Source organism: Asticcacaulis sp. W401b (genome assembly GCF_046503825.1).
GTDB lineage: Bacteria > Pseudomonadota > Alphaproteobacteria > Caulobacterales > Caulobacteraceae > Asticcacaulis.
The window spans coordinates 387,571-405,989 of sequence record NZ_JBKFEE010000004.1; the positions used below are offsets into that span (position 1 = coordinate 387,571).

At 59.9% G+C, this 18,419-nt stretch carries 16 protein-coding genes and 1 tRNA gene; 11 read left to right on the top strand and 6 right to left on the bottom strand.

The features are described from left to right. Positions 1-13: 13 nt before the first annotated feature. Positions 14-535, bottom strand: a complete 522-nt coding sequence (locus ACK8OE_RS11685) for a DUF2059 domain-containing protein (RefSeq protein ID WP_410272639.1) — start codon at positions 533-535, stop codon at positions 14-16. A gap of 121 nt (positions 536-656) precedes the next feature. Continuing rightward, positions 657-1,997, bottom strand: a complete 1,341-nt coding sequence (tig, locus tag ACK8OE_RS11690; RefSeq protein WP_290792657.1) for a trigger factor — start codon at positions 1,995-1,997, stop codon at positions 657-659. 219 nt (positions 1,998-2,216) lie between these two features. Between tig and ACK8OE_RS11695 the strand changes: the two genes are divergently transcribed. Next, complete coding sequence (locus ACK8OE_RS11695; RefSeq protein WP_410272640.1) at positions 2,217-2,759, top strand: hypothetical protein; 543 nt, start codon at positions 2,217-2,219, stop codon at positions 2,757-2,759. A gap of 42 nt (positions 2,760-2,801) precedes the next feature. On the opposite strand, the gene ACK8OE_RS11700 is transcribed toward ACK8OE_RS11695, so the two are convergent. After that, positions 2,802-3,140: a hypothetical protein gene (locus tag ACK8OE_RS11700; RefSeq protein ID WP_410272641.1), complete on the bottom strand. Its 339-nt coding sequence runs from the start codon at positions 3,138-3,140 to the stop codon at positions 2,802-2,804. 3 nt (positions 3,141-3,143) lie between these two features. Continuing rightward, a complete protein-coding gene (locus tag ACK8OE_RS11705; RefSeq protein ID WP_290792663.1) occupies positions 3,144-4,388 on the bottom strand; it encodes a dicarboxylate/amino acid:cation symporter in 1,245 nt (414 codons plus the stop codon). A gap of 180 nt (positions 4,389-4,568) precedes the next feature. Here ACK8OE_RS11705 and ACK8OE_RS11710 point away from each other — a divergent pair, with 180 nt between their 5' ends. Together ACK8OE_RS11710 and ACK8OE_RS11715 are read left to right on the top strand one after the other, a co-directional pair. Then, on the top strand, positions 4,569-5,261 hold the full coding sequence (locus ACK8OE_RS11710) for a class I SAM-dependent methyltransferase (RefSeq protein WP_410272642.1): 693 nt from the start codon (positions 4,569-4,571) through the stop codon (positions 5,259-5,261). Then, positions 5,258-6,568: an MBL fold metallo-hydrolase gene (locus ACK8OE_RS11715; protein ID WP_410272643.1), complete on the top strand. Its 1,311-nt coding sequence runs from the start codon at positions 5,258-5,260 to the stop codon at positions 6,566-6,568. The genes ACK8OE_RS11710 and ACK8OE_RS11715 overlap by 4 nt, the downstream gene beginning before the upstream one ends. On the opposite strand, the gene ACK8OE_RS11720 is transcribed toward ACK8OE_RS11715, so the two are convergent. Then, positions 6,569-7,105 carry a DUF1697 domain-containing protein gene (locus ACK8OE_RS11720; protein ID WP_290792669.1) on the bottom strand — a complete coding sequence of 179 codons (537 nt, stop codon included), beginning with the start codon at positions 7,103-7,105 and terminating at the stop codon, positions 6,569-6,571. 134 nt (positions 7,106-7,239) lie between these two features. Between ACK8OE_RS11720 and ACK8OE_RS11725 the strand changes: the two genes are divergently transcribed. The 4 genes from ACK8OE_RS11725 to ACK8OE_RS11740 all read left to right on the top strand — a co-directional run bounded on the left by ACK8OE_RS11725 (position 7,240) and on the right by ACK8OE_RS11740 (position 12,170). Next, positions 7,240-7,323 (top strand) — tRNA-Leu (locus ACK8OE_RS11725). A gap of 320 nt (positions 7,324-7,643) precedes the next feature. Beyond that, positions 7,644-10,040, top strand: a complete 2,397-nt coding sequence (locus tag ACK8OE_RS11730; RefSeq protein WP_410272644.1) for a TonB-dependent receptor plug domain-containing protein — start codon at positions 7,644-7,646, stop codon at positions 10,038-10,040. A gap of 127 nt (positions 10,041-10,167) precedes the next feature. Further along, entirely contained in the window at positions 10,168-11,802 is a 1,635-nt protein-coding gene (locus ACK8OE_RS11735) for a S41 family peptidase (protein ID WP_410272645.1), read from the top strand. Then, positions 11,802-12,170 carry a hypothetical protein gene (locus ACK8OE_RS11740; RefSeq protein ID WP_410272646.1) on the top strand — a complete coding sequence of 123 codons (369 nt, stop codon included), beginning with the start codon at positions 11,802-11,804 and terminating at the stop codon, positions 12,168-12,170. The genes ACK8OE_RS11735 and ACK8OE_RS11740 overlap by 1 nt, the downstream gene beginning before the upstream one ends. On the opposite strand, the gene ACK8OE_RS11745 is transcribed toward ACK8OE_RS11740, so the two are convergent. Then, a complete protein-coding gene (locus tag ACK8OE_RS11745) occupies positions 12,171-12,662 on the bottom strand; it encodes a hypothetical protein (protein WP_410272647.1) in 492 nt (163 codons plus the stop codon). It abuts the gene before it with no gap. A 155-nt stretch (positions 12,663-12,817) separates the two neighbouring features. On the opposite strand from ACK8OE_RS11745, the gene ACK8OE_RS11750 reads away from it, so the two are divergent. The 4 genes from ACK8OE_RS11750 to purF all read left to right on the top strand — a co-directional run bounded on the left by ACK8OE_RS11750 (position 12,818) and on the right by purF (position 18,399). Beyond that, positions 12,818-14,293: a replicative DNA helicase gene (locus ACK8OE_RS11750; protein ID WP_126423676.1), complete on the top strand. Its 1,476-nt coding sequence runs from the start codon at positions 12,818-12,820 to the stop codon at positions 14,291-14,293. Positions 14,294-14,600: 307 nt separating this feature from the next. Then, complete coding sequence (gene radA, locus ACK8OE_RS11755; protein ID WP_410272648.1) at positions 14,601-15,974, top strand: DNA repair protein RadA; 1,374 nt, start codon at positions 14,601-14,603, stop codon at positions 15,972-15,974. 315 nt (positions 15,975-16,289) lie between these two features. Next, complete coding sequence (locus ACK8OE_RS11760; RefSeq protein WP_410272649.1) at positions 16,290-16,787, top strand: CvpA family protein; 498 nt, start codon at positions 16,290-16,292, stop codon at positions 16,785-16,787. A 115-nt stretch (positions 16,788-16,902) separates the two neighbouring features. Further along, the gene (gene purF, locus ACK8OE_RS11765; protein WP_290792690.1) at positions 16,903-18,399 is read left to right on the top strand and encodes an amidophosphoribosyltransferase; all 1,497 of its coding nucleotides are present in this window, start codon (positions 16,903-16,905) and stop codon (positions 18,397-18,399) included. Positions 18,400-18,419: the final 20 nt, after the last annotated feature.

Below are 18,419 nucleotides of genomic sequence, written 5' to 3' on the forward strand. Positions count from 1 at the left end.
AACGCAAAGCGCCTTACTGGCCTCCCTCCGGTTTGAACTCCACCGGTTTCGGGCAGTCGATCTTGGCGCACATCCTCTCGCGCGTTTTTTTCATCATGTCCGGCATAACATTCGACATGGCCTCCATCATCTTAGGCGTCATGTCCGCTGTCTTTCGCATAATGGCACGGCCGCGCGGGTCCTCGTAAAAAGAAACCATGTATTTCAGTTCATCCTCGGTGAAGGCCTCGGCATAGACCTTGGTCATGCTATCGAGAATCTGGGGCATATGCTCTTTGGTGATCTCGAGGCTGATAGACATCATCGCCTCCATATCTTTGGTGTCCGCCTTAGGGTCCAGGTTCTTAGCCTGCTTCACCATCATCGGGACCATGGCCTTGGTCATGCGATCCATCGTCTGATCGAACTCAATGGCTGCAAAATAACGCTTCACCAGCGCGATCTTTTCCGGCGTGGCGGCTTCCTGAGCCATGGCCGAAGGGGTCAGGCCGGCGGCGGCGAAAAACAGTGTGACAGCAATCAGAAAACGGCGCATGGCCTTCCCCCCTAAAAAAATGACAGCCTTGCATAGCAGATACATACGGCGTGCCCACAAAAAAGCGCAGGAGATGCTTCTCCTGCGCTTTTCTTATTCCGGCAATACCGTCGAAACGGGATCAGTCCTCTTCGTCGGCCAGCAGGTCTTCCTTGCTGATCGGCTCTTCGCTCACCTTGGCGATGGCGAATATGTGATCGACGACCTTTTCTTCATAGATCGGGGCGCGGATCTGAGCGGCGGCGGCGGGGTTCTGACGATAGAACTCGAACACCTGACGCTCCTGACCGGGGAAGTTGCGGGCTTCGCGGGCGATGGCCTGCGCCACTTCCTGCTCGGAGACCTGCACATTGTTCTTGGTGCCGATTTCGGCGAGGACCAGACCGAGGCGCACGCGGCGCTCGGCGATCTTCATATATTCGCCCTTCAGCTCGTCTTCCGACTTGGCGGCGTCTTCTTCGGACAGTTGACCAGCGGCCTTGTCCTGCTCGACCTGCTGCCAGATGCCGGCAAATTCGGCGTCCAGCATCTTCTTCGGCAGTTCGAACGAGTGCTTTTCGTCGAGGATGTCCAGCAGGGCGCGCTTCATCTTGAAACGGGCGGCCTGAGCGTATTGCTGTTGCAACTGGCCCTTGAGCAGGTCCTTCAGCGCGTCAAGACCTTCGAGGCCGAGGCCCTTGGCCCACTCATCGTCGGCCACGGCGTCCTTGGGGGCCGAGATTTCGTGCACGGTGGTTTCAAAGGTCGCCGCCTTGCCGGCCAGATTGGCCGCGCCGTAATCGGCCGGGAAAGTCACGTTCAGCACGCGCTCTTCGCCCTTCTTGGCGCCGATCAGTTGCTCTTCGAAGCCCGGTATGAACTGGCCCGAACCGATGACCAGTTCAGCGCCTTCCATCGAGCCACCTTCGAAGACTTCGCCGTCGATCTTGCCCACGAAGTCGATCTTCAGCTTGTCGCCGTCAGCCGCCTTGGGGGCCTTGCCGCCCTTGGGCTCATACGACTTGGTTTGCTTGAGGATGTTTTCGAGTTGCTCGTTCACTTCCTCATCGGTCGGCTCATAGACCGGACGCTTCAGTTCGAGGGTCGAAGGATCGACCGGCTCGAATTCCGGCATTTGCTCGACCGAGATTTCATAGGCCAAGTCGGCCTCGCCCTTGATCACGGCGTCGATGTCGCCGATTGGGTTCAGTTCCGGCTGGCTGGCCGGGCGCACCTTGTGCTGTTCCAGCGTCGCCTGCGAGGTTTCGTTGAGCTGCTCCTGAAGGACTTCGCTCATCAGTTCCTTGCCATACAGCTTGCGAACGTGCGCCGCGGGCACCTTGCCCGGACGGAAGCCCTTGATTTGCATCTTGGGCGCGATGTCCTTGATCTTGGCGTCGAGCTTGGCGGCCAGGACGTCCTTGGCCACGGTCACTTCATAGACGCGCGACAGACCTTCATTCAGTTTTTCAACGACTTGCATCGATCTATTTTACCTGTTGCGAAGGGCAGCTACCGAACATCGCGTTCGTTCCGCGGTTCGCCGTTAGAGACAAACAACCGCCCGCGCAGACCGCAGGCGGCAAATTTAAAGATGCGCTCTTATGGCATGAGCGGGGATAAGGTCAACGATAAAAGCGGGTTTGACGGAAATTCGCCTGAGACTAAAATGAGATAGATTTTTGTCGCCCCACGAACCCAGATGTCATTGCTCAGCAGACTGTTAGGCCTCTTCTTACCAACATGTCGCATCGTCTGGCGTGTCGATGCGCCGATTCTAGAAGCCGAGCGCCGCCTAAAGCGCGCCACCGATCCTCGTCCACAGTACAGGCTATTTGATCAGGATGTTGGCCTGTTCAGAGGAAGTATACATGAGGGTCGCTTCAATCTGGGTTTGAAAAGGCAAAACTACGGTCGAAACTTTTTTCCGCCCCGTTTGAGTGGACGTTTTGAGGCTCTCGATGAGGCGACACGCGTTATCATATTCATTAAACCGAACAACGCGAATATCGGCATCTGCGTCTTTTCCGCACTGAGTATGTTCCTTTTCTTTGGTGGCTGGAGATTCGTCGTCGAAGGGAATGTTTCAGGTTTGTGGGTAGGGGTAGTAGCGTTTCTCATTACACTCTTGCTCACAAGCACTTGGCATTACACACATTTCCACGGCAAGGCCGAGGAAATGCAGGTTGCCCTTAGGACAGCCTTGAGTGGCGACGAAAGCGGTTTCTACCCCTTTTCCGGCTGAACCTCCGGGTCGCCCAACTGCCTTTCGCGGCAATCGGTCAGCTTAGGCAAAAAGAGCCCGCGCGGCCATCAGCAGCTTGAGAAGATATGGAGACAACACGTACAGCAGAGCTACGGTCGCGATTTGAGCCAGAGCGCTTCCCAATGCCATTTTCCACGACACGGAAAACACATTCACCGCCAGCACGATGATCATGACGCCCGAGGTGAAAAAAAAATGTCTCCAGATCGTCTCAATATCAGACGACCTGTCAAAAAGCCACCAGACAAGCGTTATGGGCAGGGCAGCGAGGAACGGAGACATCCAGACCAATGACCACGTTCCTGCACTTTGCCACCTGTATTCCCTATCCAGATCTGATTGCGAAACGATCCGCCGCATAGCTTAGACCTTGGGAGTTTCCGGCTCCGGGTCGCCCAGTTGGCCTTCCCACTTGGCCACCACCGCCGAGGCGACGGTATTGCCCACCACATTGGTTGCTGAGCGGCCCATGTCGAGCAGATGATCGACCCCCAGCACAATGGCGATCCACGCATCCGGCAGTCCAAAATAGCTGAGCGTCGCCATAATGACGACCAGCGAGGCGCGCGGCACCCCGGCGATGCCCTTTGAGGTGACGAGCAGCAGGAACAGCATCATCACCAGTTGCCCTGTGGTGAAATCAACCCCGTGCGCCTGCGCGATAAACAGGGTGGCGAAGGTGCAGTAGATCATTGAGCCGTCGAGGTTGAACGAATAACCCAGCGGCAGGACGAAGGAGACGATCTTGCGCGACACGCCGACCTTGGGCAGGCCGTCGAGCAGCTTGGGATAGGCGGCTTCGGACGAAGCGGTCGAAAAGGCCAGCAGCGCCGGCTCACGCGACGCCGCCAGAATTTTGAAGATGCGCCCGCCAACAAAGATCAGACCGGCCAGAATCAGCACGATCCACAGCACGCCCAGCGCCGAATAGAAGCCGCCGATGAACTTGGCATAGGTGACAAGGATGGGCAGGCCCTGCTTGGCCACCGTCGCCGCCAGCGAACCGAAGATGGCGAACGGAGCGAACTTCATCACCAGCTCAGTCACCTTGAGCATGATCGACGCGCCCTGTTCGGCCAGGCGCATGATGTCGGGCGACTTGTCATCCAGCATGGCGATGGCAGTGCCGACGAACACCGAGAAGACAACGATCTGAAGGATCTCGTTCTTGGCCATGGCGTCGATGATCGACGACGGAATCATGTGGGTGATGAAGGATTCCAGCGTGAAGTTCGACGTGTTGGGCGCGTTGATGGCGTCCGCTGCGGTTTGCAGGTTCATACCCGCGCCCGGCTGCAACCATTCGACCATCACGATACCGAGCAATAACGACACGATGGAGGCGGCGATGAACCAGCCCAGCGCCTTGCCGCCGATGCGACCCACGGCCGCCGCGTCTTCCATATGGCCAATCCCCGCCACCAGCGTGAACAGCACCAAGGGCGCAATGATCATCTTGATCAGCAGCAGAAAGACCTTGGTCAGCAGGCCATAGATCGAAATGGCCTGTTCGAGTTGCGCCGCATCCAGATACTGGTTGCTGGCCCATCCGGTGGCCACACCCAGCACCATGGCCGCGATGATAAAGAGGGCGAACTTGTTTTTCACGGAGGGCTCCGGTTAAGCTAATTGCACCTGACACTACCCATGTGCGGCGTATTAGCAAGGGGTACGCCCCATGAATCCATTCACTGCACAGGAAACCGGTCCTGAATTCAGGCCCCTGCGCGCGGGGTTTGGGCGGCCGCAGGCTTGCTCTGCGGTCAGAATCGGCGGCGGATTCCGCCCATGTCAGACGCCGCCCATGCCCTGAAAAACCGCTATTTTGACCGCCGCAATGCCCAATTGCGTCAGTCGGCAGGGCCTGACCGCGCCGCACAGGGCGAACGGGAATGGCGCACGCTGGAAACCCTCACCCGCCTGAGCGGCTATGGCGAAGTGATGCAGCCCTCCACCGGGTGTGTCGTCGATGCCGGATGCGGCGACCGCTATCTGGAAAGCGGCGCGGTCGCGCGCGGCTTCGCCTATCAGGGTTACGATATCGACACGCTGAATTTCGAAAGCGACGCCTTTCCGCTGGAGGCGCAAAGCCTTGACCTGTTTGTGTCTCTGGCGGTGATCGAACATCTGCGCGACCCCGGCCTGTTCCTCTCCGAGGCTTTGCGCCTTCTACGCCCCGGTGGCGCGGTGGTCATCTCCACCCCCAACTTCCAGCAGGATTTCCGCAACTTCTATAACGACCCGACCCACGTCAAACCCTACACCCCCCACAGTCTGGCCCTTGTGCTGAAGCTGGCCGGTTTTGCGGACGTTCAGGTCTATCCGGGCCTAAGATGCAAGCCGGACTGGTACTATCAGGGGAACAACCGCTTCTGGAAGGCGCGCTATCTGCTGCCGTTTCGCGGCGATAACCGACTGGCGCCCGACTGGCTCAAGGGCCGCGCGACCTCCATGTTCGCCATAGGACGAAAGCCGCTGTGAAGATCACCCACCTGAACAATTCGTTCCTGATGATCGAAGCGGGCGGCACGCGCCTCCTGTGCGACCCGTGGGCGGGCGTCGCGAATGAAGGCGGCTGGCACAGCTTTCCGGAATATGACCCCGATGCCCTCTATGCCTTCATGCGCTCGGCAGACGCCGCCTATATTTCGCACATCCACGCCGATCACTTCGACCCGGCCCTGCTCAAAGCTTCAGGTGTTCTGGATAAGCCTTTTATTATAAAGGATTTCACCACTAAGACGCTCAAAAACCGTCTTCTCAGGCTGGGGGCCGCGCGGGTGATCGAACTGACGGGCCTGACGCGGTTTGACTTCGGCGGCCTGTCGCTGAGTATCGTGCCTCAGATGACCAGCAACAGCTCGGGCTTTGAGGATCAGATTGACTACGATCTCGACACATCGCTCATCGTGCACGGCGACGGTCTGACACTGTTCAATCAGGTCGATAACCCCCTCTCGCTCGATAACTACCGCACGGTGCGCGACTACATTGAACGCACCTATGGCGCTCTGGACGCCGCCTGTCTGATGACCGGGGCCGCGAGCGGCTATCCGCAGCATTTTGTCAATATTGATCGTCGCGCCGAACAGGCCGCCGTTATTGCGCGCTCCCTCGACAAGTTTTCGGCCATTATCGACGTGCTGCAACCGCGCCTCTACATACCGGCGGGCGGCACCTATATCATACCGGGACGCTTTGCGCCCCTCAACCGCTGGGTGGCTCAGCCGGATTTTCCAGCCCTGCACCAACGACTTAACGGGCGCGCGCAGGCCTTTGATATCGAAGGCGGTTTTTGTCTGAACCTCAGCGATCTGACGCTCAGCCAGCTCCTCAGCCCCCTGCCCCAAAGCAAGGCCGAAGCCGTTAAGGCCCATGCCTGCGATCCCTATCCGCACGACGATTTCGACGACAGTGACGTGGATGCGGCCGCACTCGACGCCCTGTTTGCAGACGCCTATGCCCGCTACAGCGCCCGCATGGCGCAAGGCGGCGTGGTCATCGGTCAGACCGTCACCTTTATCCTGCACGAACGCCTGAGGGTGGACGCCGACGGGGTGCCATCGGATGACATTATCGGGCGTTTCACCCTCAGCGACCACCGGGCCGAAGGCCACGCCCTCAACATTCACCTGGATCGCAAGCTGTTCATCAAAGGGCTGTCAGGGCGGTCGAACTGGAACCAGCTCCTCAGTCTGGCCCTGTTTGAACGCACACCCAACCTCTACCTGCCGACGGTCGATTTCAGCCTGAACTATCTGGTCTGCGCCCCGCCGCCTGCCGGATAATCAGCCGTGCGCCAGTTCGATCAGCGTATCGACGGTCCTGAGATTGCGTGCCGTCAGTTCCGCCTTGAGGAAGCGCGGCAGCTTTTCGGCCACCACCGACTTGCCAAAGCCTTGCGGCGTGTAGAGATAAAAAACACCCTCCCCCATGTGGAACTGCTCGCCCTGCGTGGCCAGCGCCGCGAGGCCATCAGGGTCATAGGTCTTTATCCCGCCCTTGATAAACATCAGATGCACCTTTTTGTGCCCATCCTCTCCCTCCGGCGCGTAGGGACAGGCCTGACGCGCGGCGCGGACCTGCTCAAGGCTCAGCACGTGGCAGACGGGCCTGAACCCAAACCGCGCCCCTATGTCGGCGGTAATCAGATCGGGCAGGCTTTCGGCGGTCTTTCCGCTTTCAAACACGGCATTGCCACTCTGGATATAGGTGCGCGGATTATCGAGGCCCAGTGCCGCAAGGCTTTCGCGCCAGTCCTTCATCGGCAACCTGTTGTTGCCGCCGACATTCACCCCGCGCAGCAGCGCCACATAGACCGTCATGCCCGCCTCCTGTCTCTTTGGCTTAACGGATAGAACGGGAAGGGGGCGTTAGCCACAGCTTTTTCCGCACACAGATCGCAATTGCACCACGCCCCCTAGCCAAAGCGAGCCGATATGTCTAAAGGAGAGCCAGCGCGGCTATGGCGGAATTGGTAGACGCACCAGGTTTAGGTTCTGGCGCCAAAAGCGTGGGGGTTCGAGTCCCTCTAGCCGCACCACCTCCCTTTTTAAAGACACCTGCTCGTTCAGGTCGCCATCCCGACCCGATGCCGCCGGAATGGCGTCGCATAATTGCCACTATTTCCTACTCATTTGATTTTAAATATGTACGCGCGCCCTCGCTTCGTTTATTAATGTTCACACATATTCACATTAAACTACTGATTTATATATTTTTATTCAAAGCCACGCTTGACATCAATTAGCAAAACTAATCGTCTCCCTTAGAACATATGCCTCGGCTCAGCTCTTTAAACGGGTCTATGCCGCTCCAAGATATGGCCCAGTTCAAGCCATGATCTGTTCAGGAGCATTCCCCATGTCCATCCGTGCCTCCCATCGCACACTGGCCGCCGCACTCACTGCGACGACGGCCCTCAGCTTCGTATCCCTGCCCGCCTTCGCGCAGGAAGCCACCGCTGACAGCGACGTCACCGAAGTGGTCGTCACCGGCAGCCGCACCCAGCCGCGCTCGCGCCTCGATACCCTTGCCCCCGTCGATGTGATCCGTAAGGACGCGCTGGATGCGCAGGGCTCGACCGAACTGGCGCAGGCCCTGTCGCGCGTCGCCCCGTCCCTCACCTTCCCGCGCCCGTCGGCCGTGGATGGCACCGACAGCGTGCGCCCGGCCTCTCTTCGCGGCCTCAGCCCGGACCAGACTCTGGTCCTGCTGAACGGCAAGCGCCGCCACACCTCGGCGCAGGTCAACACCAATGGCTCCGCCGGTCGCGGCTCGGCTCCGGCCGACCTCAACGCCATCCCGACCTCGGCGCTCAGCACGGTCGAAATCCTGCGCGACGGGGCTTCGGCGCAATACGGGTCGGACGCCATTGCCGGTGTCGTCAACCTGCGTCTGCGCGAAGCCCGTTCGGGCGGCAGCGTGTCGGCCAGCTATGGCCAGTACACTACCGAGGTCGAAGCCGCCCGTTCATCGCGCAAGGAAAACGACGGCCGCACCTATAATGTCGCCGGCTGGGTCGGCCTGCCATTCGGCGAAGACGGCTTCCTGACTGTATCGGGTGAGTACCGTAACCGCGAAGCGACCAACCGCGCCGACACCGATCCGCGCGTCACGCCCAACCGCGTCACCGGTCGTTACGGCGATCCGGAGCAGGAAAGCATCGCCCTGTTCGCCAATGCCGCCAAGCCGCTGGAGAACGGCTGGAAGCTGTATAGCTTCGGCGGCGTACAGAGCCTTGAGTCCGAAAGCGCGGCCTTCTTCCGTCAACCGGGCAACAGCGGCAATGTCGCGGCCATCTATCCCAACGGCTACCTGCCGCTGATCAATGTCAAGTCGAAGAACTATTCCGCGACCTTTGGCACGCGCGGTCAGTGGGGCGACTGGACGTCCGACTATTCGGTCAACTGGGGCCGCAACGAGTTGGAATATAACACGCTCAATTCGGTGAATGCCTCTTACGGCACCGCTTCCAAGACCAGCTTCTATGACGGCGAAGTGATCTATGACCAACTGGTGCTCAATGCCGACATCAGCCGTGAGTTCCCGATTGGCTTCTACAGCCCCCTGACCTTCGCGCTGGGCGTCGAAGGCCGCCACGAAAACTATCAGATCAAGGCCGGCGAACAACAGTCCTGGGCATTGGGCCCCATCACGTCGGCCACCGCCGGGGCGCAGGGCTTTATCGGCTTCCAGCCGTCAAATGCGGTCGATGTCAACCGTGACAATTTCGGCCTCTATGCCGAACTGAGCGCCACGGTCGTACCGCAACTGAGCTTTGACTTTGCCGCCCGCGCGGAAAAGTATTCGGACTTTGGCGACAACCTGTCGGGCAAGCTGTCGCTGCGTTATGAACTGACCGATAATCTGGCCCTGCGCGGTTCGGTGTCCACGGGTTTCCGTGCGCCGTCCCTGCAACAGCAATACTTCACCTCGACGGCTTCGGTCGTGTCGGGCGGCGTGGTGGTTGAAACCGGCACCTTCCCGGCGTCGTCTGCGGTAGCCAGAGCGCTCGGCGCCCCGGCGCTGGAGGCCGAAGAGTCCACCAACTATGCGGCCGGTTTTGTCTATCGCAAGGGCCCGTTCGAACTGACGCTTGATGCCTACCGCATCAATATTGATAACCGCATCGTCCTGACGGAAAACCTGTCGGGCACGTCGGAAATCACCGCCCTGCTGAAGCCCTATGGCGTGACGGCCGCCCGCTTCTTCACCAATGGCGTGGACAGCGAAACGACCGGTATTGATCTGGTGGCCAATTATCGCCTGCCGACCGACCATTACGGCCGCTTCAACTTCAACCTCGCCTGGAACACCGGCAATACCGAAATCACCCGCCTGCCGGGCGCCAATACGGTGTCGAGCCTGCAAAATCCGCCGGTGCTGTTCGCCCGCATCCGTCAGTACATCCTCACCAACTCGACGCCTGAGAACAAGGGCAGCGCTACGGTGGACTGGAAGGGCGGCAAGTGGAGCGTCAACGGTCGCGCCACCTATTATGACGACGTGATCGACGCGGCGGCGACCTTCCCCAGCGACATCCACACCGGCGAAAAGACCCTGCTCGACCTATCGGCCAGCTACAAGCTGACGGACAAGACCTCGGTCACCTACGGCGCGGACAATGTCTTCGACGTCTATCCGGACAAGACCATCGCTTCGCTGCAAGGGTCGCAGGGTGCGCTGGCCTTCTCGCGCTTCTCGCCGTTCGGCTTCAATGGCCGCTATCTGTATGCGCGCGTAACGCACAACTGGTAAGCGAAAACCGCAACCTCTCCAGACCCCGCAGAGCGATCCGCGGGGTTTTTTGCAGCCCGCCTGCCAAGAAAGAGGGACTTGCGGTCTGCCAACTTCGTGGCATCATCGCGCCATGACAAAGCGCCTGATGACCTTCGCCCGCATGTTCGTTCTAACCGCCACCGCGGCGGCCCTGACCGCCTGTGGCGGCGGAGGCGGTGGAGGTGGCGGCGGTTCGACCGCAACGGGATCGAGCGGTGGCGGAAGCAGCGGCGGCGGCGGCGTCGCAGGATGGGTCAGCGGCGTGTTTCAGGCCGCCAGCACCTTCAAGGACAAGTGCGAAACCGTGCGCAGCGGTGTCGATATCGAGGGCAACCGCTTCCCGGACAAGGCCGGTACGGCGCTCGACGAAAAGAACTGGCTGCGCTCCTGGACGCGCGAAACCTACCTGTGGAACACGGAGGTTACCGACACCGATCCGGCCAGCGGCGGCACGCGGACGCAGTATTTTGCAGGCCTGAAGACCTTTAGCAAAACCGCCTCAGGCAAGGACAAGGACAATTTCCATTTCAGCGAGCCGACAACGGAGTATCTGGCGCGGCGCAATGCGGCGGCCACCGCCAGCTACGGGATGGAACTGACGGCCTATTCGACCACCACACCGCGCGATTTCCGCGTCGTCTATACCGAGCCGGGCTCGCCCGCCGCCGGTGTGGTGCCGCGCGGCGGGCGCATCCTGACGGTCAACGGCATCGACCTCGTCAATGACAATACGCAGGCGGGTGTTAATGCACTGAATGCCGGGCTTTTCCCAACGGCGACCGGGACCTCCACGACCTTCGGGCTGCGTCTGGTCGATGGGTCTACAAAGACCGTCACCCTGACCTCGGCCAATGTCAGCCCCAAACCGGTCAACAAGACGAGCATCCTGACGGATGGTTCCTCGAAAATCGGCTATATTCTGTTCAACACCTTCAGCCCCTATTCCAGCGAAACCGAGATCGTTTCGGCCATGCGCGACATGCAGACCGCCGGGGTCAGCGACCTGATCCTCGATCTGCGCTATAATGGCGGCGGTCTGCTGGCGGTGGCGTCGCAGCTCAGCTACATGATCGCCGGCAATACGCGCACCGCCAACCGCACCTTTGAAACGCTGAAATTCAACGCGGCCGCCGGTAACACCAACCCGGTAACAGGTCAGGCCAACAATCCCGTCCCCTTCTATAATCAAGGGCTCGGCTTCACCGTCACGGCGGGGACGTCTCTGCCGACGCTTAACCTGTCGCGCGTCTATGTGCTGGCTACCGAAGACACGTGCAGTGCCTCGGAAGCGGTGATTAACGGCCTGCGCGGCGTCGGCGTCGAAGTCGTCCTGATCGGCGGCAAGACCTGCGGCAAACCCTATGGCTTCTACCCGCAGGACAATTGCGGTGAGACTTACTACACCATTCAGTTTCAGGGCGTGAACGACCTCGGCTTCGGTGACTATGCCGACGGCTTCGTGCCGAACAACACCACTTCGACCACGGGCGTCAAACTGCCCGGCTGCGTCGCCAGCGATGACCTGAGCAAGGAGCTGGGTCTGGCGACCGAGGGGCTGGTCAGCACGGCGCTCAGTTATCGCCGCACCAGTTCGTGCCCGGCCTCGGCCACCGCCTTCGCGGCCGCCAGTTCGGCGGTCCAGTCGGCGGGCCCGGTCAGCGGCGGCTCAGGCCCGGCCATAGTCCCGCCCAAATGGATCATGGACGTCAACCGTGACATGACCCTGCCGGGAGGCCGCTGATGCGCGGGCTCCTCCCTGCCGGTCTGTTGTGTGCGCTGGGGCTGGTCGGCTGTCAGACGATGGCCGCCGGAAAGGCCGTACCGGCCAGCGTCGATTTAAGCGATCCGCAAACCGTCAGCCGTCTCAAGGCCGCTCTGGCCCCGGTCATCGGTCGGGCTAATATCGAGTTCGGCCCCTCTGCTGCGGCTCAGACCACCCTGCTCGGTGTCCTGCCGCCGCCTCTGGGGCCGCTGGAAACCCATTCCACTGCCGTGCCGACTGTCTTCGATGTGGTGCTTAAAGACGGCAAGTGTCTGGCCGTGCGGCACGATACAGGGGTCGAAACCGAGTTGAAAGGCGTCACCTGCCGTCCGGTAAGCAGCCGTTAATTATTCATCTATCCCTGTCGTGATGATAACCGTCTTGGGCGGATTGGCCAGCCAGACAATCAGACCCTCACGATACACGGGGTAGCAATTGCGCCGTCCAAGCATACCGTAAGTCACGTACAACGCCTTCTCCCCCAGCCATACACCGTATGCGCCGGTCTCTTGTCTATAACTCAAAGCCCGGACGAGATAAGGTCGAAGACCGTGCGTATCGGGCGGGTTTTGCGTGGTAAGTTGGCGGGCTTCTTCGGGTGTCAGTGAAATAACAGTTTTAGCCCCCAAACGAGAGGTCACCTCTGACATATGATCGGGGCTTACTTCTGCAAACACCACTTCGGCAGTATTCGATTCGTAACCACCAATCTCTGTATTGCCAAAGTCGGTGTACCATTCGTCGCGCGTTGCATGACAATCGGATAATGCTGAACAGCCAGAGGCAATCACATACGTAGCAGTGATTACTGCGATCCTTAGAAAATTATGTTTTTTCATAACACCCCCTAATCAGCAGATCACCATACATCAACACTCTGAAGAATGCATCTATCCCCGTTATTCACAGGCTGTGAATCGGAGTTAAGTGGACAGCCGCCTTTGCGCCGCATAGGGGCAGCGACAGCCCGTCCCTGACCTGCTTAAACACCGCTATGAACACCACCCTGCTCGACGCCCCCCTGCCGGTTTCGGCTGACACGCCCCAAGCCCTGCCGCACAATCTCGAAGCCGAACAGGCCCTGCTCGGCACGCTCATGTTCGACAACGGGGCCTATGAGCGCCTGTATGATGGTCTGAGTGCCCGGCATTTCTATGAGCCGTTTCACCAGAAGCTGTTTGCCACCATCGAAGAACAGATCCGTATCGGGCATCTGGCCGAACCCATCGTCCTGCTCGACAAGTTCAAGACGGATCAGGCCTTCAACGATCTGGGCGGCATCCGCTACCTGGCCGATCTGGTCGATCGCGCCCCGCCCTCGGCCAATGCCTCGGACTATGCGCGCGTCATCTACGATCTCGCCCTGCGCCGCGACCTGATCCGTCTGGGCGGCGAAATCGCCCGTTCGGCCACGCAGGAAGGCAATGGCCGCGAGCAGATCGAGCGCGCCGAAGCCCAGCTTTATGAAATGGCTGAAAAGGGCACCTCTTCGACCGGCTTCAAGACCTTCTCCGAAGCCGTCACCGGGGCCATCTCCAATGCCGAAGAGGCCTTCCACCGCGACGGTGGCCTGTCGGGTCTGGCCACCCGCCTCGACGACCTCGACCGGCAGATCGGTGGTTTGCATAAGTCGGACCTGCTGATCCTCGCCGGGCGTCCGTCGATGGGGAAGACGGCACTGGCCACCAATATCGCCATGAACGTGGCTAAGAAATACCGCTTCGAGATTCAACCCGACGGCACGCGCAAGACGGTCGATGGCGGCGTGGTGGCCTTCTACTCGCTCGAAATGTCCGCCGACCAGCTGGCGACCCGTCTGCTGGCCGATGCCTCCGGCGTCTCCTCCGACCGCTTGCGTAAGGGCGAAATCGACGCCGTGGAATTCGGGCGGCTCAAGGACGCGGCGATGGAGATCGCCTCCTATCCGCTCTATATCGACGATACCGGCGGCCTCAGCCTCGCCAAACTGACGGCGCGCGCGCGCCGCCTGAAGCGCACCGCCGGCCTTGACCTCATCGTGGTGGACTACCTGCAACTGGTCACGACGGGCGACAGCAACATGAACCGCGTGCAGGAAATCTCGACCATCACCATGGGGCTGAAATCTCTGGCCAAGGAGCTTCAGGTGCCGGTCATTGCCCTGTCGCAGCTCTCGCGTCAGGTCGAAAGCCGCGACGACAAGCGCCCGCAACTGTCGGACCTGCGCGAATCCGGCTCGATCGAACAGGACGCCGATATCGTCATGTTCGTCTATCGCGAAAGCTACTATCTGGGCCGCGCCGAACCCAAGGAGGGCACGCCCGAACACCTGCAATGGCAGGAGGATATGGACAAGCTGCGCGGCACCGCCGAAGTCATCATCGGCAAGCAGCGTCACGGCCCCATCGGCACGGTACGCCTGTCGTTCGACGAAAACGTCACGCGGTTTGGCAACCTTGCGCGTCAGGACCGGTATAGCAGCTACGAATAGCAGAGTGGCGATTTCCTCCACAGATGGCCACAAAGGTATTTGGCAACCACAGATTACACAGATTTCACAGATTGGCGCTTCGCGCCTTTTAGCCTTCACCGCTCTGGGCGCCCGCTTGACACACCGAAATCTGTGAAATCTGTGTAATCTGTGGTTTGAACTTCACTTTACCAGAGCCACACGCTGAGGCTACCCGCGTGCCTCTGTGGAGAACCGCCCCAAGATAAAAGTTCGCAATTTGTTCTGGATTTCTGCAGCCGCTCGGGCTATCGGTTGCGCAGCATAAACCCCGTTGCGCGAGCGAATCATGTCCAAGGCTCAGGCCGTCTTTGTCTGTCAGTCCTGCGGGATGACCCACACCAAGTGGGCGGGTCAGTGTTCGGGGTGCCTGAGCTGGAACACCTTGGTGCAGGAGAGTTTTTCCGCGCCGCCGGGCAGTCTGAAACCCGAGACTTCACCGTCAAAAATATCAAGGCTTTCAAAGCTGAACTTCGAAACTCTTGATGCGCCCGACGAGGCCCCGCAGCGCATGGTGACGGGCATAGAGGAATTCGACCGGGTGTGCGGCGGCGGCATTGTGCCGGGCTCGGCCATCCTGCTGGCCGGTGATCCCGGCGTCGGCAAATCGACCCTGTTGTTGCAGGTCACCGCCCATGCGGCGCTGCGTGGCCTGAAGGTCGCTTATATTTCGGGCGAAGAGGCCGTTGAGCAGGTGCGTGGGCGCGCCTCACGCATGGGCGTCAGCAAGGCCCCCGTCGATCTGGCGGCCGAAACCTCGCTGCGCACCATTCTCGATGCGTTGAAACGCGACAGCTACGACCTCGTCATCATCGATTCCATCCAGACCCTGTGGTCGGACGCCATCGACGCGGCGCAGGGCTCAGTGTCCCAGGTGCGGGCCTGCGCTGGTGAACTGGTGCGTCTGGCCAAGAAGAACCGCATCGCCATGATTCTTGTCGGCCATGTCACCAAGGAAGGCCAGATCGCCGGGCCGCGCGTCGTCGAACACATGGTCGATGCCGTGCTATCGTTTGAGGGCGAGCGCGGCTATCCGTTCCGCATCTTGCGCGGTTCCAAAAACCGCTTCGGGGCGACCGATGAGATCGGCGTGTTTGAAATGGGCGATGGCGGTTTGCGCGAAGTGCCCAACCCTTCGGCTCTGTTCCTCGGCGACAATGATGAGCGTTCATCGGGTTCGGCGGTGTTCGCGGGTATCGAAGGTTCGCGTCCGGTACTGGTCGAAATTCAGGCGCTGGTCGCCCCCTCAGCCCTGGGCACGCCGCGCCGCGCCGTGGTGGGCTGGGATTCCGGACGGCTGGCCATGATTCTGGCCGTTTTGGAATCGCGCTGCGGCTTGGGCTTCGGCGGTAAGGACGTCTATCTCAATGTGGCCGGCGGGCTGAAGATCAACGAACCCGCCGCTGATTTGGCCGCCGCCATGGCGCTGGTCTCGGCCCTGCTCGATCAACCCTTGCCGAAAGCGTCGGTCATCTTCGGGGAAATCAGCCTGTCGGGCGAGGTGCGCGGCGTGTCGCGCATGGAAGCTCGCATGAAGGAGGCGCTGAAACTGGGCTTTTCCAACGCCATCGCCCCCGTCGCCGCTCAGGACAATGCGCCGTTCGAGGTCAAGACCTACTCGCATCTGGTCAATGCCATGAGCGCCTTTGACCTCCAAAGTTAGAGCCTTCGTCGGCTCAGTTGAGCCGCCGCATGGCTCTAATTTTTTGTAACACCTCATGTATTTCCGAAAAGTGGTGTCCACTTTTGGCTTCGCCGAACTTCGTTTCGGCATGAGGTTTAAATCAGGGCTATCGCTTTTTTATAAAAAAGGCCAGAATGGTTAACGACCATCCGTAACATCGGTACGGGTTTAGAGCGCATTCCGAAAAGTGTGCAACGGTTTTCGGAATCAAATGCGCGACAAAGCAAAAGATTAGAGCGGATTTCGATTCTACCTGAACGAAATCCGCTCTAAAGCCATTGTGAGGGGACGCACATGCAGGGCTACGATCTGATTTTTCTGGGTATATTGCTGTTTTCCTGCCTGTCGGGTTTTACGCGCGGCGCGACACGCGAAATCGTCGGCACGGCCTCCTTTATTCTGGCGATACTGATCGCCATCTGGCTGGCACCGTGGCTGCAAAAGACCTTTAATCTGGGTGAGATGTTCGCGCTGGTGGTGATCATCGTGGTGTTTATCTCTGCCTATTTTGGCATCCGGGCGCTGGGCAACTCACTGTCGGAAAAGGTCAACAAGCAGCAGATGATGGGCTATGCCGACCGCACCCTTGGGGTGGCGTTTGGCGTATTGCGCGCCCTGGCCATTCTGGGCTTTATCCATTTGCTTTTTTCGGTCGTACTGCCTAAAGGAAAGCCCGACTGGTTCACCGAAGCCAAGGTCTATCCTTTGAGCGTTCAGTGCGCCAAGGCCATCGTGTCGGTAGCGCCTTCCTGGGCGAAATATGCCGACAGCGTGGCGTCGCCCAACCAATAGGTGATATGGGACTGCGGGACGTAACCGGGGCTTCCATTTCTCCTTATACCGACTATATGGAGGCGGCGCCTCCCCTGTCTCGCGTCAGGCCTTTACCGGCCACAAAGGTATCACCATGCTGACCTCGCCCTCGGAACTGTCGGATAGCTTCGTTTCACGCGATCCCGACGACGACAGCCTGCGCCTTGAATGCGGCGTGTTCGGCATCTACGGCATGGAGGACGCTTCGGCGGTCACCGCGCTGGGGCTGCACGCCCTGCAACACCGCGGACAGGAAGCCTGCGGTATCGCCTCGTGCGACGGCCGCCGTTTCTACACCGAACGCTCGCACGGTCTGGTCAGCGACGTCTTCACCGATGCCGACCTGATCAAGCGCCTGCAAGGTCACGCCTCCATCGGCCATACGCGCTATTCCACCGCCGGCGGATCGCATCTGCGCAATGTGCAGCCCATGTTCGCTGATCTCGATTCGGGCGGCATCGCCATTGCGCACAATGGCAACCTGACCAACTTCATGTTCCTTCGCACCAAGCTGGTGGCAGAAGGCGCTATCTTCCAGTCCACCTCGGACTCCGAAGTCATCCTGCACCTGATCGCGCGGTCGCGCAGCATCAAGATCATTGACCGCTTCATTGACACCCTGCGCGATATCGAAGGCGGCTATGCGCTGGTCGCCATTACGCGCAAGGGCATGATCGGGGCGCGCGACCCGCTGGGTATCCGCCCGCTGGTGATCGGCAAGCTGGGCCACGCCTATGTGCTGGCTTCGGAAACCTGCGCGCTGGACATGATCGGCGCGGTTTTCGTGCGCGATGTCGAGCACGGCGAAGTGGTGCAGATCGACGAAGAGGGCCTGAAATCCTTCAAGCCGTTTGAGCGCAAAGCCGCCCGCCCCTGCCTGTTTGAATATGTCTATTTCGCCCGACCGGATTCGGTTGTGAATGGCAAGTCGATCTACGAGGTGCGCAAGGCGATGGGCCGTCAACTGGCCATCGAGCACCCTGCCGATGCCGATATCGTCGTGCCGGTGCCGGATTCGGGTGTACCCGCGTCGCTGGGCTTTTCCGAAGAATCGGGCCTGCCGTTCGAACTGGGCATTATCCGCAACCACTATGTCGGCCGCACCTTCATTCAACCCACCCAGAATATCCGCGATCTGGGGGTGCGAAAGAAGCATTCGCCCAACCGCGTCGTACTGGAAGGCAAGAAGGTCATCCTGATCGACGATTCCATCGTGCGCGGCACCACCTCGGTGAAGATTGTGCGCATGGTGCGTGCCGCCGGGGCCAAGGAGGTCCACCTGCGCTCGGCCTCTCCCCCTATCCTGTGGCCCGACTATTACGGCATCGATATGCCCGACCGCGCCAAGCTGCTGGCGGCGCAACATTCCATCGAGGAAATGCGCCAGATGCTGGAATGCGATAGCCTGGGCTTCCTCTCGGTTGATGGCCTGTATAAGGCGATGGGCCACGACGGCCGCAACAACGATCAGCCGCAATATACCGACCACTATTTTACCGGCGACTATCCGACCCGTCTGACGGACAAGGAGATCGCTGCCGAGGCCGAAGCCAGCGGTCAGCAATTGTCGCTTCTGGCCAATACCCACTAAAAAATAAGAAGGACAGGGCG

Coding starts and splice junctions, on each gene's coding strand:
- ACK8OE_RS11685 (WP_410272639.1), bottom strand. CDS start 535: ATGCGCCGTTTTCTGATTGCTGTCACACTGTTTTTCGCCGCCGCCGGC.
- tig (WP_290792657.1), bottom strand. CDS start 1,997: ATGCAAGTCGTTGAAAAACTGAATGAAGGTCTGTCGCGCGTCTATGAA.
- ACK8OE_RS11695 (WP_410272640.1), top strand. CDS start 2,217: ATGTCATTGCTCAGCAGACTGTTAGGCCTCTTCTTACCAACATGTCGC.
- ACK8OE_RS11700 (WP_410272641.1), bottom strand. CDS start 3,140: ATGCGGCGGATCGTTTCGCAATCAGATCTGGATAGGGAATACAGGTGG.
- ACK8OE_RS11710 (WP_410272642.1), top strand. CDS start 4,569: ATGTCAGACGCCGCCCATGCCCTGAAAAACCGCTATTTTGACCGCCGC.
- ACK8OE_RS11720 (WP_290792669.1), bottom strand. CDS start 7,105: ATGACGGTCTATGTGGCGCTGCTGCGCGGGGTGAATGTCGGCGGCAAC.
- ACK8OE_RS11730 (WP_410272644.1), top strand. CDS start 7,644: ATGTCCATCCGTGCCTCCCATCGCACACTGGCCGCCGCACTCACTGCG.
- ACK8OE_RS11735 (WP_410272645.1), top strand. CDS start 10,168: ATGACCTTCGCCCGCATGTTCGTTCTAACCGCCACCGCGGCGGCCCTG.
- ACK8OE_RS11740 (WP_410272646.1), top strand. CDS start 11,802: ATGCGCGGGCTCCTCCCTGCCGGTCTGTTGTGTGCGCTGGGGCTGGTC.
- ACK8OE_RS11745 (WP_410272647.1), bottom strand. CDS start 12,662: ATGAAAAAACATAATTTTCTAAGGATCGCAGTAATCACTGCTACGTAT.
- ACK8OE_RS11750 (WP_126423676.1), top strand. CDS start 12,818: ATGAACACCACCCTGCTCGACGCCCCCCTGCCGGTTTCGGCTGACACG.
- radA (WP_410272648.1), top strand. CDS start 14,601: ATGTCCAAGGCTCAGGCCGTCTTTGTCTGTCAGTCCTGCGGGATGACC.
- ACK8OE_RS11760 (WP_410272649.1), top strand. CDS start 16,290: ATGCAGGGCTACGATCTGATTTTTCTGGGTATATTGCTGTTTTCCTGC.
- purF (WP_290792690.1), top strand. CDS start 16,903: ATGCTGACCTCGCCCTCGGAACTGTCGGATAGCTTCGTTTCACGCGAT.